The sequence below is a fragment of the Serratia plymuthica genome, assembly GCF_018336935.1.
GTDB classification, from domain to species: Bacteria; Pseudomonadota; Gammaproteobacteria; order Enterobacterales; family Enterobacteriaceae; genus Serratia; species Serratia plymuthica_B.
In genome coordinates, this window is the sequence record NZ_CP068771.1 from 710,615 (window position 1) to 724,287 (window position 13,673).

13 protein-coding genes are annotated in these 13,673 nt (G+C 58.1%); 7 read left to right on the forward strand and 6 right to left on the reverse strand.

Annotated features, from left to right (window positions below; all coding sequences use genetic code 11):
• Nucleotides 1-4 precede the first annotated feature (4 nt).
• Both JK621_RS03340 and JK621_RS03345 read right to left on the reverse strand, forming a co-directional pair.
• Nucleotides 5-778, reverse strand: coding sequence for an amidohydrolase (locus tag JK621_RS03340; protein ID WP_212558631.1), 774 nt, complete (start codon nt 776-778; stop codon nt 5-7).
• Complete coding sequence (locus JK621_RS03345; RefSeq protein ID WP_212558632.1) at nt 766-1,926, reverse strand: pyridoxal phosphate-dependent aminotransferase; 1,161 nt, start codon at nt 1,924-1,926, stop codon at nt 766-768. The genes JK621_RS03340 and JK621_RS03345 overlap by 13 nt, the downstream gene beginning before the upstream one ends.
• Nucleotides 1,927-2,088: 162 nt before the next feature.
• Here JK621_RS03345 and JK621_RS03350 point away from each other — a divergent pair, with 162 nt between their 5' ends.
• Genes JK621_RS03350 through JK621_RS03360 form a run of 3 tightly spaced genes read left to right on the forward strand, consistent with a single transcriptional unit; the run spans nt 2,089 to nt 3,928 of the window.
• Nucleotides 2,089-2,703: a methylthioribulose 1-phosphate dehydratase gene (locus tag JK621_RS03350; RefSeq protein WP_212558633.1), complete on the forward strand. Its 615-nt coding sequence runs from the start codon at nt 2,089-2,091 to the stop codon at nt 2,701-2,703.
• Entirely contained in the window at nt 2,700-3,389 is a 690-nt protein-coding gene (gene mtnC / locus JK621_RS03355) for an acireductone synthase (protein WP_212558634.1), read from the forward strand. Before JK621_RS03350 ends, mtnC begins: the two co-directional genes overlap by 4 nt.
• Entirely contained in the window at nt 3,386-3,928 is a 543-nt protein-coding gene (locus JK621_RS03360) for a 1,2-dihydroxy-3-keto-5-methylthiopentene dioxygenase (RefSeq protein ID WP_212558635.1), read from the forward strand. Before mtnC ends, JK621_RS03360 begins: the two co-directional genes overlap by 4 nt.
• A 17-nt stretch (nt 3,929-3,945) precedes the next feature.
• On the opposite strand, the gene mtnA is transcribed toward JK621_RS03360, so the two are convergent.
• Nucleotides 3,946-4,974 (reverse strand): S-methyl-5-thioribose-1-phosphate isomerase, encoded by a 1,029-nt coding sequence (gene mtnA / locus JK621_RS03365; RefSeq protein ID WP_212558636.1) that lies wholly within the window; start codon nt 4,972-4,974, stop codon nt 3,946-3,948.
• A 143-nt stretch (nt 4,975-5,117) separates the two neighbouring features.
• On the opposite strand from mtnA, the gene mtnK reads away from it, so the two are divergent.
• Nucleotides 5,118-6,317 carry an S-methyl-5-thioribose kinase gene (mtnK, locus tag JK621_RS03370; RefSeq protein WP_212558637.1) on the forward strand — a complete coding sequence of 400 codons (1,200 nt, stop codon included), beginning with the start codon at nt 5,118-5,120 and terminating at the stop codon, nt 6,315-6,317.
• An 84-nt stretch (nt 6,318-6,401) separates the two neighbouring features.
• On the opposite strand, the gene JK621_RS03375 is transcribed toward mtnK, so the two are convergent.
• Both JK621_RS03375 and fadE read right to left on the reverse strand, forming a co-directional pair.
• The gene (locus JK621_RS03375; RefSeq protein ID WP_212558638.1) at nt 6,402-6,554 is read right to left on the reverse strand and encodes a Hok/Gef family protein; all 153 of its coding nucleotides are present in this window, start codon (nt 6,552-6,554) and stop codon (nt 6,402-6,404) included.
• Nucleotides 6,555-6,841: 287 nt separating this feature from the next.
• Nucleotides 6,842-9,298, reverse strand: coding sequence for an acyl-CoA dehydrogenase FadE (fadE, locus tag JK621_RS03380; RefSeq protein ID WP_212558639.1), 2,457 nt, complete (start codon nt 9,296-9,298; stop codon nt 6,842-6,844).
• Between the two features lie 245 nt (nt 9,299-9,543).
• On the opposite strand from fadE, the gene lpcA reads away from it, so the two are divergent.
• Nucleotides 9,544-10,125 (forward strand): D-sedoheptulose 7-phosphate isomerase, encoded by a 582-nt coding sequence (gene lpcA, locus JK621_RS03385; protein WP_004949058.1) that lies wholly within the window; start codon nt 9,544-9,546, stop codon nt 10,123-10,125.
• A 97-nt stretch (nt 10,126-10,222) separates the two neighbouring features.
• The gene (locus JK621_RS03390) at nt 10,223-11,026 is read left to right on the forward strand and encodes a class II glutamine amidotransferase (RefSeq protein ID WP_212558640.1); all 804 of its coding nucleotides are present in this window, start codon (nt 10,223-10,225) and stop codon (nt 11,024-11,026) included.
• Here the strand turns inward: JK621_RS03390 and dpaA are convergent.
• Entirely contained in the window at nt 10,961-11,728 is a 768-nt protein-coding gene (gene dpaA, locus JK621_RS03395; protein ID WP_212558641.1) for a peptidoglycan meso-diaminopimelic acid protein amidase, read from the reverse strand. The genes JK621_RS03390 and dpaA overlap by 66 nt on opposite strands.
• A gap of 594 nt (nt 11,729-12,322) precedes the next feature.
• Between dpaA and JK621_RS03400 the strand changes: the two genes are divergently transcribed.
• The gene (locus tag JK621_RS03400) at nt 12,323-13,672 is read left to right on the forward strand and encodes a Na(+)-translocating NADH-quinone reductase subunit A (protein WP_212558642.1); all 1,350 of its coding nucleotides are present in this window, start codon (nt 12,323-12,325) and stop codon (nt 13,670-13,672) included.
• Nucleotide 13,673 lies beyond the last annotated feature (1 nt).

The window sequence follows — 13,673 nt, forward strand, 5'->3', positions numbered from 1 at the left end:
AGGATCAATCGTGCCGCAGGAAGCTGTCGGCATCGCGCCAGGCCGGGAAAGCGCTGCGGTAGCTCTGCAGGTTTTCCAGCGACAGTTCGGCGTCCAGCCGTGCGGCGGCGCCCGGTTCCGCCTGCGCCAGCGTTTCCCCCTGCGGGCTGAGGATCAGGCTGTCGCCGCTGTAGTTCAGCCCGTTGCCGTCTTCGCCGACGCGGTTGCAGCCGGCCACGTAGACCTGATTCTCAATGGCGCGTGCGGCCAGCAGCGTTTGCCAGTGTTTGCTGCGCGGCGCCGGCCAGTTGGCGACGTACAGCGCCAGATCGTAATCCTGCTGATAGCGGGACCACACCGGGAAGCGCAGGTCGTAACAGATCTGCGGCAGAATGCGCCAGCCGCGCCATTCGAAAATCTCGCGTTTTTTACCGGCGCGGTAATGCAGGTGCTCGCCGGCCATGCGGAACAGGTGGCGCTTATCGTACGCATGCACCCGGCCGTGAGGTTCGACCAACAGGAAACGGTTGACTGCGCCCTCGGCGGTTTTCAACGCCACGCTGCCACCGACCAGGGCGTTGTTTTTGCTGGCCCAACCGTGCAGCCAGGCGATGACCTGCTGCTCCGGCAGCGCGCTTTCCCCGGCGTCCATCGCGAAGCCGGTGGTGAACATTTCCGGCAGCACGATCAGATCACGGCCGGTCAGCGGTGCCAGCAGCTCGTCGAAATGGCGCAGGTTGGCTTCGCCGTCGCGCCAGACCAGCGGTTGCTGCAACAGGGTAATTTTTAAAGTCGACATAACCGCTCCGCAGCCGCATCCAGCGTGGCGTCCTGTTTAGCGAAGCACAGCCGGATCAATTTATGAGGGAAAGGGTCGGCACAGAAGACCGACAGCGGAATTGCCGCCACGCCCACGTGCTCGGTTAACCAATGACAGAAAGCGACGTCGTCCAAATCTGAGACCGCGCTGTAATCCGCCAGCAAGAAGTATGTACCTTCACAGGGTAAAATTTCCAGTCGGCTGTTTGACAACGCCTGCACAAAGCGATCGCGCTTGGCGCGGTAAAACGCCGACAACTGCTGCCAATGCTCCGGCTCGCTGCGCAGCATATCCGCCAGCGCCAGCTGTGCCGGGGTGTTGACCGAGAAAGTCAGGTATTGATGCACTTTGCGTACTTCGGCGCTCAGCGCGGCGGGGGCCACGCAGTAACCCACTTTCCAACCGGTCATATGGAAGGTTTTGCCGAAAGAAGACACCGCGATGGCACGTTGCCGCAGCTGCGGATGGGCCAGCACGCTGGCGTGGCCCCCCTGGGCAAAGCAAATATGCTCATACACTTCGTCGCTCAGCACATAGATTTCGTGATCGCTAATCGCGTGCCACAGTTGTTGCATATCTTCCGCCTGCCAGGTGGTGGCGGACGGGTTGTGCGGCGTATTGAGGATCACCAGACGGGTGCGTGGCGAAAGCAATTCGGCAAACTGCTGCCAGTCTACGCCGAATGCCGGCGGCTGTAGCGCAATGCGTTTCAATATGCCGCCGGACAGCGTGACCGCCGGCGCATAGCTGTCGTAGCTCGGGTCGAAACAAATCACTTCATCGCCGGGGCGCACCAAGGCGCTGATGGCGGCGAACAGCGCTTCAGTGGCGCCGGCCGTCACCGTGACTTCGCCGGCGGCGTCCGGCAGCCAGCCGTACAGCCCGGCGGTTTTCTCGGCGATGGCTTCGCGCAATGGCGCGACACCGGTCATGGGGGCATATTGGTTGGCACCCTGGTTGACGTGCCAGGCCAGGCGTTCCTTCAGATAATCCGGGCCATCGAAATCGGGGAAGCCTTGCGACAGGTTGATCGCCTGATGCTGCGCCGCCAGCGCACTCATCTGCGTGAAAATGGTGGTGCCCAGAGCGGGCAATTTACTGTCGGGAATCAATGCTGACGTGCTCATAGCGGGCTAATACTCCTGGCGCTTAGGTTGCCGTCAATATAACACGATGTTAGTATTTGGCAATCAAGACGCTTAGATGGCTAAATGAAGAAAAAATCTAACGATATAAGCAAATCATTCTAAGCTCCTTATGCCGATAACCTTAGAAACCGGGAAACGATAATGACGGAAAATCCGCAACTTACAGCGCTATTGGCTGCCTGCCACTGGATTGGCGACAAGGGCTGGTGCCCGGCGACCGGCGGCAATATGTCGCTGCGTTTCGACGACCAACGTTGCCTGGTGACCGAATCCGGCAAGGATAAAGGCAGCCTGACCGAAGCGGACTTCCTGCTGGTGGAAACGGCGACCAATCATGTGCCGAGCGGCCGCACGCCTTCGGCGGAAACCGGCCTGCATACCCTGATTTACCGGCTGTACCCGCAGATTGGCGCGGTGTTGCATACGCATTCGGTGAATGCGACCGTACTGTCGCGCGTTGAACGCAGCGATGGGCTGGTGTTGCAGGGCTATGAAATGCAAAAATCGCTCGGTGGCCAGAGCAGCCATCTGGACAGCGTGATTATTCCCATTTTCGATAACGATCAGGATATTCCACGGCTTGCGGCGCGCGTGGCGGCTTATGCCGAAGTGACGCCGCTGCAGTACGGCTTTCTGGTTCGTGGACACGGCCTGTATTGCTGGGGCCGCCAGGTGGCGGAAGCCCGTCGTCACCTTGAAGGGCTGGAATTCCTGTTCCAGTGCGAACTGCAACGCCGCTTACTGGAGGCTAAATGATCCGCGCCATCGTCACCGATATTGAAGGCACCACCAGCGATATTCGCTTCGTGCACCAGGTGCTGTTTCCCTATGCGCGTGAGCGGCTGGCTGAGTTTCTTCGCCAGCACGCCGCCGATGCCGAAGTGGCCGCACCGCTGGCCGCGCTGCGGCAGGAGATTGACCAACCGCAGGCAGACATTGAGCAGTTGATTGCCGCGCTGTACGGTTTTATGGATGAAGATCGCAAATCCACCGCGCTGAAGGCGCTGCAGGGCATCATCTGGCGCAGCGGCTACCAAAACGGTGATTTTCGCGGTCATCTGTACCCGGAAGTGGCCGAACAACTGGCTGCCTGGCAGCAGCAAGGGCTGAAACTGTACGTCTACTCTTCCGGCTCGGTGGAGGCGCAAAAGCTGCTGTTCGGCTACAGCGACGCGGGGGATTTGCAACCGCTGTTCAGCGGCTATTTCGACACCCATGTCGGCGCCAAGCGCGAAACCGCCTCGTACCGAAATATCGCCGCTGAAATCGGCATTGCGCCCGACGCGCTGTTGTTCCTTTCCGACATTCATCAAGAGTTGGACGCCGCACGTGACGCAGGCTGGCGTACTTGCCAGTTGATCCGCGACGACGCCGACGCGCAGAGCCGGCATCCGCAGGTTAACCGTTTTGATCAGATCGATTTAGGGGAGTTTGCCGCATGAGTGGATTGACCATTTTCAGCGATAAAGAGCCGCAGCAGCCGTTATGGCAGAGCCAGGATGCCGAGGCGATTCAACGGCAACTGACGCAGATTGGCGTGCGCTTCGAGCGCTGGCAGGCGGATCGCGAACTGGGTGAAAACCCGGAGCCGGCGGCGGTGATTGCCGCCTATCAGCACGAGATTGATCGGCTGGTGGCGGAGAAGGGGTATCAGAGCTGGGACGTGATCAGCATGCGTCCGGACAATGCGCAGCGCGAAGCCTTGCGCAGCAAATTTCTTTCCGAACATACGCACGGCGAAGACGAGGTGCGTTTCTTTGTGGCCGGCGCAGGGCTGTTCTGCCTGCATCTGGATGGCAAGATCTTCCAGATCCTGTGTGAGAAGAACGATCTGATCTCGGTGCCGGCCAATACCCGTCACTGGTTCGATATGGGATCGGCGCCCAACTTTACCGCGATCCGCGTCTTCGATAATCCGGAAGGTTGGGTCGCGCATTTCACCGGCGACAGGATCGCTGACGCCTACCCGCGTCTCGACTGATTAACCCTGGGCGGGTGTTACCCCAACGCTCGCTGAAAAATCCCCTCTTTAACCTGTTGCGGCGTAATCACGCCGCTGTCGAACACCCAACCGCTAATCAGCGCCGCAGGCGTCACGTCAAACGCCGGGTTATAGACCGGGGCATCGGCAGGCGCCCACTGGCATGATCCGAAACTGCCGGAGACGCCGGTCACTTCGGCTGCTGCCCGTTGCTCAATCGGGATGGCCGCGCCATTCGGGCAGTGCGGATCGTGGGTGGTGTGCGGGGCGGCCACGTAGAACGGAATACGGTGATAGTGCGCCAGCACCGCCAGGCTGTAGGTGCCAATCTTGTTGGCGACGTCGCCGTTGGCGGCAATGCGGTCTGCGCCAACCCACACGGCATCTACCTGGCCCTGCGCCATCAGGCTGGCGGCCATCGAATCGCAAATCAGCCGGTAGGGAATGCCGAGCTCGCCCAGTTCCCAGGCGGTAAGGCGACCACCTTGCAGCAACGGACGAGTTTCGTCGACCCACACCTGCTGTACTTTTCCTTGCTGATGGGCGCGCAACAGCACCCCGATAGCCGTGCCGATACCGGCGGTCGCCAGGCCACCGGTATTGCAATGGGTCAGCAGGCGGCTGCCGGGCTGCACCAGTTCCGCGCCATGATCGGCGATCCGATCGCACAACTTGTGGTCTTCTTCCACCAGTCGCAACGCTTCTTCCACCATCGCAGGCACCCACTGCGGTTGTGCCAGAGCCTGTTTCATGCGGTCCAGATTGTTCATCAGATTAACCGCCGTCGGGCGCGAGGCGCGTAAGGTGGCCAACGCTTGCTCCAGTTCTTCACGCGGCAGACCGCGCTCCGCCAGCAGCGCCAGCAACAGGCTGGCGGACAGGCCGATCAGCGGTGCGCCCCGCACCCGCAAGGTGAGGATGTGATCGACCAACTCTTCTACGGTGTCGCACTGGCGCCACAGTTTCTCCTGCGGCAAAGCCTGCTGGTCGAGGATCCAAAGTCGGTTGTCACTCAGGGTCAAACTGGTGGTGTTAAGCGATTGCATCGGCAGTTAAATCCTTGTTGCGTTGTTATTGCATCTGAAAAGGTATTCTGCCAACATGCCATACGGATGTATAGACGTCCAAATGCTTTTACGTCTAAAAAATAACATCGCTGTGTCAGTGAGAAAAATCAGAGGGGTTGGGAATGTCGCTTTATCGTACCTTTACTGCTGCCGATGCCGTTGAATATGCCCGCCAATACGGGCAGGTGGCCGATCCGCAGGCGCTGGTGAGCGCTGACGAGATTGGTGACGGCAACCTGAACCTGGTGTTCAAAATCCGCGATCGCGACGGCGTAAGCCGGGTGATCGTCAAACAGGCATTGCCGTACGTACGCTGCGTGGGCGAATCCTGGCCTCTGACCCTGGACCGGGCGCGCATTGAAGCGGAAACCCTGTTGATCCACGGCGGCGTTTGCCCACGGCATACGGTGAAGGTGCTGCATCACGATCCTGAATTGGCGGTGATGGTGCAGGAGGATCTTTCCGATCACCATATCTGGCGCAACGAGCTTATCAAGGGCCACTATTACCCGCTGGCGGCCGGGCAACTGGCGGAATATCTGGCGCAAACCCTGTTTCATACCTCCGATTTTTACCAGACGGCGCAACAAAAAAAGGCCGAGGTCAGCCGCTTCACCAACCCTGAGCTGTGCCAGATCACCGAAGATCTGTTCTTTACCGACCCCTATATCGATCACGAACGCAACCAGTTCGACGAGGCGTTGCTGCCGCAGGTGCAAGCGCTGCGTGAGGATACCGCGCTGAGGCTGGCGGTGGCCGGGCTGAAGCACCGTTTCCTCAGCAAGGCGGAAGCGCTGCTGCACGGCGATATTCACAGCGGCTCGATTTTTGTTGCGGAAGGCAAGCTGAAGGCGATAGATGCCGAGTTTGGTTTCTATGGCCCGATAGGTTTTGACGTCGGCAGCGCGTTGGGTAACCTGTTGCTGAATTACTGCGGTTTGCCGGGCCTGTTAGGGCCGCGTGATGCCGCCGCCGGGCGGGCGCAGCGCCTGCAGGATGTGCGTGAGCTTTGGCTGATTTTCGCCGATCGCTTCCTGGCGCTGTGCCACCAGCAGACTCGCGAGATAGCGCTGGCGGTGCCGGGCTATGCCGAACAGTTCCTGCAGCAGGTGTGGACCGATGCCATAGGTTACTGCGGCAGCGAGCTGATCCGCCGCACTATCGGCCTGGCGCACGTCGCCGATCTGGACAGCATCAGCGATGCCGAAATGCGCGCCGAATGCCAGCGCAGCGCTCTGAGCCTGGGCCGTGCGCTGATCGTCAACGCGGCGCAGATTGAGCATATCGACGCGTTATTGGCGCGCATTCGGCAGAACGGTTAGGACTGTCGGATGCCGTGAGAGAGGGTGCTCATGGATCTGTCGTCAACAACCAACAGGCGGGGCGAGCCCCTCCGTTGGGTTGCCTTACCTTTCGGGTTCGTAAGCCAAAATGGCTGCAACCTCCGTGTCCCCCAGTTTGATGCGCAATTCACACAGTGAACCGCGGGTGATCCACATCAGCGCTATCAACGTGATGCAGATAATCATCAGCCTAAGAACGACCCGTTTCTGCTGCATTTTTGACCTCCTTATCCTTGCCTTGCGGCGGGTAAGAGGCTAACCTGACGTTGTTGGACGTTCAGAGTGGCCTCGGGTTGATTTATCGACTCGGGGCCTTTCTCTTTCTATCCCTTACTCAACTGCAGCTCCGGAAAGAAAGATCCAGAGCATCCATCCGCAGTCTATCCGACTATTCCCGGGGTTAAATTAGCCGTTCTGGTGACGTTGCGAAGCGTCGCGCATTTTTGAGAAAAAATAGAAAAGGGGCGATGATTATCGCCCCTGGGTCAGTGTGTTTATTGCTGTTACGCCGCTTCGGTGTGTTGCTGGCGTTTAGACGTCGCTACCGGCTTTTCCGGCTTGTTGGCCGCCAGCGCCTCCGGTTCGAAGTCATCTACGTTGATGGAACGCAGGCGGCTCTCTTCGGCTTTCACCAGGATCTTCGCTTCATCGGCGCTGATCTTGCCCTCTTCCAGCGCACGTTGCGCCAGGCGATCCAAACGGGTAAACGGCAGGTTCTTGCCGCTTTCCTTGCACAGGCGCAGGTGAATCGGCTCGGCGGCAATGACGTCGGCCAGCGCGGCTTCCAGCAGGCCAATCGGGTTATGCTCGCTTGGCGTCAGGTACTGGCCACGCCCCAAACGGCTGCGGGTTGCGGACGGCTGCTGGATAATCTTGGCCAACTGGTGGTCCAGACGATCGGAAGGTGCGGTATGCACGCGGCCGAACGGGAAGATCACGAAGCGCATCACGCCGGCGATAAAACGATTCGGGAAGTTGCGCAGCAGATCGTCCAACGCTTGCTCTGCCTGATGCAGACTGTCCTGCACCCCCCAGTGTACCAGCGGTAAATCTTCTTTCTGACGGCCTTCATCCTCAAAGCGTTTCAGCGTCGCGGAAGCCAGGTACATCTGGCTGAGAATATCCCCCAGGCGGGCGGAGATACGCTCGCGGCGTTTCAGGCTGCCGCCCAGCACGCCCATGGAGACGTCCGACAGCAACGCCAGGTTCGCGCTCAGGCGGTTCAACTGTTGGTAGTAACGGCGAGTCGCATCTTTGGTCGGCGTGCTGCTGGTGCGGCCATTGGTCAGGCCCAGCCAGAAGCTGCGTACCTTGCTGCTGCCCACGTGGCCCAGATGGCCGAACAGCGATTTGTCGAAAGCGTTCAGATCATTGCTTTGCGCCGCCGCCATTTCGTCCAGTACGTAAGGATGGCAACGGATGGCGCCCTGGCCGAAGATCATCATGGTGCGGGTCAGGATATTGGCGCCTTCAACCGTGATGGCGATCGGTGCGCCCTGGTAGGCGCGGGCCAGGAAGTTGGATTTGCCCAGCATGATGCCTTTACCGCCGGCGATATCCATTGCATCAATGATTGCCTGCTGGCCTCTGTGGGTACAGTGGTATTTCACGATGGCTGACAGCACCGCCGGTTTCTCGCCCAGCATCAGGCCGCTGGTGATAAGCGTTGCCGCCGCATCCATCACATAGGTGTTACCGGCGATACGCGCCAACGGCTCTTCGATGCCTTCCATCTTGCCGATAGAGATCTTGAACTGACGGCGGATATGGGCGTAAGCGCCAATGGCCAGCGCCATAGATTTAACGCTGCCGGTGGAGTTGGAAGGCAGGGTAATGCCGCGGCCGACCGACAGGCACTCAACCAGCATGCGCCAGCCCTGACCGGCCATTTTTGGCCCGCCGATAATGTAATCGATAGGGACGAACACGTCGTTGCCGCGGGTTGGGCCGTTCTGGAACGGCACGTTCAGCGGGAAGTGGCGGTTGCCGATTTCAACGCCTGGGGTGCTGGTCGGGATCAGCGCGCAGGTGATGCCCGGTGATTCGTTATCGCTCAGCAGGCGGTTCGGGTCATGCAGTTTGAACGCCAGGCCCAGCACGGTTGCGACCGGCGCCAGCGTGATATAGCGTTTGTTCCAGGTCAGGCGCATGCCCAATACCTGTTCGCCTTTCCACTCGCCCATGCACACGGTGCCGACATCCGGAATGGCGCCGGCGTCTGAACCCGCTTCCGGGCTGGTCAGGGCGAAACAAGGGATCTCGTCGCCGCGCGCCAGGCCTGGCAGGTAGTGGTTTTTCTGATCGTCGGTGCCGTAGTGTTGCAGCAGCTCGCCCGGGCCGAGGGAGTTTGGCACACCGACGGTGATCGCCAGAATACCAGAAACGCCGGACAGTTTTTGCAGCACGCGCGCCTGAGCGTAAGGAGAGAAATCCAGGCCGCCGTATTCTTTCTTGATGATCATCGCAAAGAAGCGGTGTTCTTTCAGATAGGCCCACAGTTCCGGCGGCAAGTCGGCCAGTTCATGGGTGATTTGGAAATCGTTCGCCATGCGGCAGGCTTCTTCCACCGGACCGTCGATAAACGCTTGTTCTTCGGCGGTCAGTTGCGGTTTCGGGTAGTTATGCAGCTTGTTCCAGTCCGGTTGGCCGCGGAACAGATCGCCTTCCCACCAGGTGGTACCGGCTTCGATCGCTTCCTTCTCGGTGGTGGACATCGGCGGCATGACTTTGCGGAACGCGCGCAGCGCCGGAGCGGACAGCATCGAACGGCGCAGGGAAGTCACGTTCAGCGGCAGAAGGATAATCGCCAGCGGCAGCAGCATCCAGAAGGTCCACAAGCCGATAGCGCCCATGGCGGCGGTATATGCCAGCAGAATAAGGCTACTGAGGGTGAGGTTCACTCGGTGATAAAACACCACACCAATGAGTGCCAGTAAAACAACAATACTAAGAACCATCATAAGAAGCTCCGAAGTAGTAAGAGGTCTGACCTGTTGTATGTATGTATTAGGTTTTAGTACAACCCCATATTTTTATCAATGCATTTACAGTTTAATTACAACTTAAGTCACAAACTGAGCGCATCAATAATCAAAAACCTCACTCGTACCTCAACCGGCGCGCTGTTTGGCTCACAGTGCTTCTCGGTTTTTCCCCGATCCGGTACACTGCGAAGCGGAAGATTGACGATAACAAGAGGTTCCTCATGTACCACGACCTTATTCGCAGTGAACTGAACGAAGCGGCCGATACCCTGGCGAAATTTATCAATGACGATGCCAATATCGACGCCATTCAACGCGCGGCAGTGCTGCTGGCCGATTCCTTTAAAGCCGGCGGAAAAGTGATTTCCTGCGGCAACGGCGGCTCCCACTGTGACGCCATGCACTTTGCCGAAGAGCTGACCGGTCGCTACCGCGAAAACCGCCCTGGCTATCCGGCGATTGCCATTTCCGATGTCAGCCACCTGTCTTGCGTCAGCAACGATTTCGGTTACGAATACGTGTTCTCACGTTACGTGGAAGCGGTAGGCCGCGAAGGCGACGTATTGCTGGGCATTTCCACGTCGGGCAATTCGGGCAACATCATTAAAGCTATCGAAGCGGCGCGCGCCAAAGGGATGAAAGTGATCACCCTGACGGGCAAAGACGGCGGTAAAATGGCCGGCTCCGCCGATGTGGAAATCCGCGTGCCGCACTTCGGCTACGCTGACCGCATTCAGGAAATCCATATCAAAGCGATTCACATCTTGATTCAGCTGATTGAAAAAGAGATGGTTAAGGCTTAATGGCTTCAGGGGGCAGCCGCCCCCTCGATATTTTGTAAGGGCGCGGCATGCTGCGCCCGCATAGACAGTGCCGGTGGTGGGTAAGGAGTGGCAAGCGATGTGTGAACTGCTCGGGATGAGCGCAAACGTACCGACCGATATTTGCTTTAGCTTTACCGGGCTGGTTCAGCGCGGTGGCCGTACCGGGCCACATAAAGATGGTTGGGGCATTACCTTCTATGAAGGGAACGGCTGCCGTACGTTTAAGGATCCCCAGCCGAGTTTCGATTCGCCAATCGCCCGCCTGGTGCAAGAATACCCGATCAAATCCTGCGCGGTGGTATCGCATATTCGCCAGGCTAACCGCGGCGAAGTGGCGCTGGAAAATACCCACCCGTTTACCCGCGAGCTGTGGGGCCGTAACTGGACCTACGCGCACAATGGCCAGTTGAAGGGCTATCGTCAGTTGGAAACCGGCACCTTCCGCCCGGTGGGCCAGACTGACAGCGAATATGCTTTTTGCTGGTTACTGCATCAGCTTTCGCTGAAATACCCGCGCACCCCGAGCCGTTGGCCGCCGGTATTCCGCTATATCGCTCTGCTGGCGGATCAACTGCGCAAGAAGGGGGTATTCAATATGTTGCTGTCGGACGGGCGTTTCGTGATGGCCTACTGCTCCACCAACTTATACTGGATCACCCGCCGCGCGCCGTTTGGCAAAGCCACGTTGCTCGATCAGGATGTGGAGATTGATTTCCAGCAACAGACCACACCAAACGATGTGGTCACGGTGATTGCTACCCAGCCGCTGACGGCGAATGAAACCTGGCACAAGATTGCGCCAGGCGAGTTCGCACTATTTCACTTCGGTGAGCGGCTTGGTTTGAGCGAAGGGGTTGGTGCTGACGGCGGGAGCCGTTGACGCGTACTGCGTCATCTGGCTGCTGCTCATGACCGGCTGGCCCAGCACGTACTGGCCGTTGGAGACGCTGACCACCGGCGGCTGGTGATTCTTGACGAAGTAGTCATAGCCCGGCTTCAACTGGTTCCAGAAGGCGATATCGCTGGATGTGCGGTGGCGCTTCAGGTTCTGATCGGTCATGCGGAACGGATAGATGCTGATATCGATCCGGTTCTGGCCATAAGCGAAGGCGGCTTCTACGTAACGGTAAATCTCATCCATATAGGTGTTGGTCATTGCGTAACAACCAATCGATTTACATTCGCCGTGGATCATCAGATAAGCGCCGGAATAACCCTGCGACTTGTCGTAATCGTTCGGGAAACCGATATTTATTGCGCGATAATATTTGCTGTCGGGTTTCAGATGGCGTGAGTCGATGCTATAAAAACCTTCCGGACTTTTAAAGTCGCCTTCACGGCGTTTCGGGCCGAGTCCGCCGGAAAAATTACAGATGCGGAAGGAGTTCACCAGACGGAATTCGTTGCCCATTTTGGCATACAATTCCAGCGTGCGTTCTTCTTTGAAGATCTGAATATAGACCGGTGAACCTACTAATTGCTGTTTAACTACCGGTGCCTCGGGAACCTGCTCGCTGGCGCTGCAGGCCGTGATCATCGGCATAGAAAAAAGCATCGCAAACAACAGCGCGATTTTGCTCATTATTATTCCTGCTTATATTTATCTGCTGGCTCAATGAACTCGGCCAGCATGCCACTGATTATTGTTTTACTGTGTCAAAACACCGCCAGATTACCAGTGTGTTTTTTTTTAGCAATATGCGATATGTATAAAAAAACCACAAACTTCGATAAAAGTGAATCGACAGGCAGATTTTAACGATCGGTGGTGTAAAACAGCAGACATTTAATTGCATTTGCTTGACTCAGGTCACTGCTCAACGCAGAACAAAGTGGTGAAAAATGTTAATATTCCGGCTCCGGTTAACTTGTTGTTGCTGATGTAGAAGCGGGCCTTGACCTTATCTCCATGGCGATAAGAGGGGCTCTGCAGCAACAAAGTATTAACAGCGTTTTTGTGGTGTAAGACGATTTGTCGTGCAAAACAAGGCAGGCGGGAGTCAATCAAGGGAATGTGCATAACCCTATTTTGTAAGCGCGAAAGAATTCATGTTGAGCGTGATGCCGTTGCGCTTAACCCGGAGGCTGCTGATGCAGTCTCATCATCCAGGCATCGTCAGCACCAGCCTCTGGGGCCGGTAAGACGTGTAAACCTAGTCAATATCGTATAAATCCTATGATTAAAATCAGAAAAGGGTTAGATCTGCCCATTGCCGGAGCTCCGGTTCAGGCGATTCAGGACGGCCCACCAATTCAGCATGTTGCCCTGCTTGGGGAAGAATACGTCGGCATGCGCCCTTCCATGTTAGTGCAGGAAGGCGATGCCGTTAAGAAAGGCCAGGCGCTGTTCGAAGATAAAAAGAACCCCGGGGTTTTCTTCACGGCGCCCGCCAGCGGGCACATTGCGGCAATCAACCGCGGTGAGCGCCGCGTGTTGCAGTCCGTGGTGATTGCGCTAGAAAACGGCGGTGACGAGCAACTTGAATTCGCTCATTATCCGGTCGTCGAACTGGCGGAGCTGCCGCGAGAGCAGGTCGAGAGCGAACTGATCGCCAGCGGCCTGTGGACTGCGCTGCGCACCCGCCCCTTCAGTAAAACGCCGCGTCCCGGCACCACCCCGCGCGCCATCTTCGTGACCGCCATGGACAGCCAGCCGTTGGCCGCCGATCCGCAGGTGATCATTGCCGGGCAACGGGAGGCCTTTAACGCCGGGCTGGCGGTGCTGGCGCGCCTGACCGACGGCAAGCTGCACGTTTGCCACGCCGCAGGTGCGAATCTGGGCAAACAGCCTGGCGCGCAGATAACCTACAACGAATTCGCCGGCCCGCATCCCGCCGGGCTGGTGGGCACCCACATTCACTTCCTCGAACCGGTCAGTTTGAAAAAAACCGTCTGGCATGTCGGCTATCAGGATGTCATCGCCATCGGCACGCTGTTCACCACCGGCCAGCTCGACACCCGTCGGGTGGTGGCGCTGGCCGGGCCGCAGGTAGAACAGCCGGTGTTGCTGCGCACCCGGTTGGGCGCCAGCATTGAGCAACTGACCGCCGGTCGGCTTAAAAGCGGCGAGAACCGGGTGATTTCCGGTTCGGTGCTGAGCGGCACGCATGTCGCCGGCCCGAATGCGTATCTCGGCCGTTTTCACTCGCAGGTTTCGGTGCTGGAAGAGGGGCGCGAGAAAGAGCTGTTCGGCTGGATCGCGCCTTCACCGGACAAATTCTCCATCACCCGCACCACGCTGGGCCACTTCCTGAAAAATAAGCTGTTCGCCTTTTCGACCACCACCCACGGCGGCGAGCGCGCCATGGTTCCGATCGGCAACTACGAGCGGGTGATGCCGCTGGATATCCTGCCGACGTTGCTGCTGCGTGACCTGCTGGCGGGCGATACCGACAGCGCGCAGGCGCTGGGTTGTCTGGAGCTGGATGAGGAAGATCTGGCGCTGTGCACTTTCGTTTGTCCGGGCAAGTATGAATATGCTCCGGTGCTGCGCGACGTGCTGACCAAGATTGAGCAGGAAGGATAAC

Excerpts from the sequence above, each read along its gene's own strand:
- mtnA (WP_212558636.1), bottom strand. The coding sequence starts at position 4,974 with ATGCAATCGCTTAACACCACCAGTTTGACCCTGAGTGACAACCGACTT.
- JK621_RS03375 (WP_212558638.1), bottom strand. The coding sequence starts at position 6,554 with ATGCAGCAGAAACGGGTCGTTCTTAGGCTGATGATTATCTGCATCACG.
- JK621_RS03390 (WP_212558640.1), top strand. The coding sequence starts at position 10,223 with ATGTGTGAACTGCTCGGGATGAGCGCAAACGTACCGACCGATATTTGC.
- JK621_RS03345 (WP_212558632.1), bottom strand. The coding sequence starts at position 1,926 with ATGAGCACGTCAGCATTGATTCCCGACAGTAAATTGCCCGCTCTGGGC.
- fadE (WP_212558639.1), bottom strand. The coding sequence starts at position 9,298 with ATGATGGTTCTTAGTATTGTTGTTTTACTGGCACTCATTGGTGTGGTG.
- lpcA (WP_004949058.1), top strand. The coding sequence starts at position 9,544 with ATGTACCACGACCTTATTCGCAGTGAACTGAACGAAGCGGCCGATACC.
- mtnC (WP_212558634.1), top strand. The coding sequence starts at position 2,700 with ATGATCCGCGCCATCGTCACCGATATTGAAGGCACCACCAGCGATATT.
- mtnK (WP_212558637.1), top strand. The coding sequence starts at position 5,118 with ATGTCGCTTTATCGTACCTTTACTGCTGCCGATGCCGTTGAATATGCC.
- JK621_RS03340 (WP_212558631.1), bottom strand. The coding sequence starts at position 778 with ATGTCGACTTTAAAAATTACCCTGTTGCAGCAACCGCTGGTCTGGCGC.
- dpaA (WP_212558641.1), bottom strand. The coding sequence starts at position 11,728 with ATGAGCAAAATCGCGCTGTTGTTTGCGATGCTTTTTTCTATGCCGATG.
- JK621_RS03350 (WP_212558633.1), top strand. The coding sequence starts at position 2,089 with ATGACGGAAAATCCGCAACTTACAGCGCTATTGGCTGCCTGCCACTGG.
- JK621_RS03360 (WP_212558635.1), top strand. The coding sequence starts at position 3,386 with ATGAGTGGATTGACCATTTTCAGCGATAAAGAGCCGCAGCAGCCGTTA.
- JK621_RS03400 (WP_212558642.1), top strand. The coding sequence starts at position 12,323 with ATGATTAAAATCAGAAAAGGGTTAGATCTGCCCATTGCCGGAGCTCCG.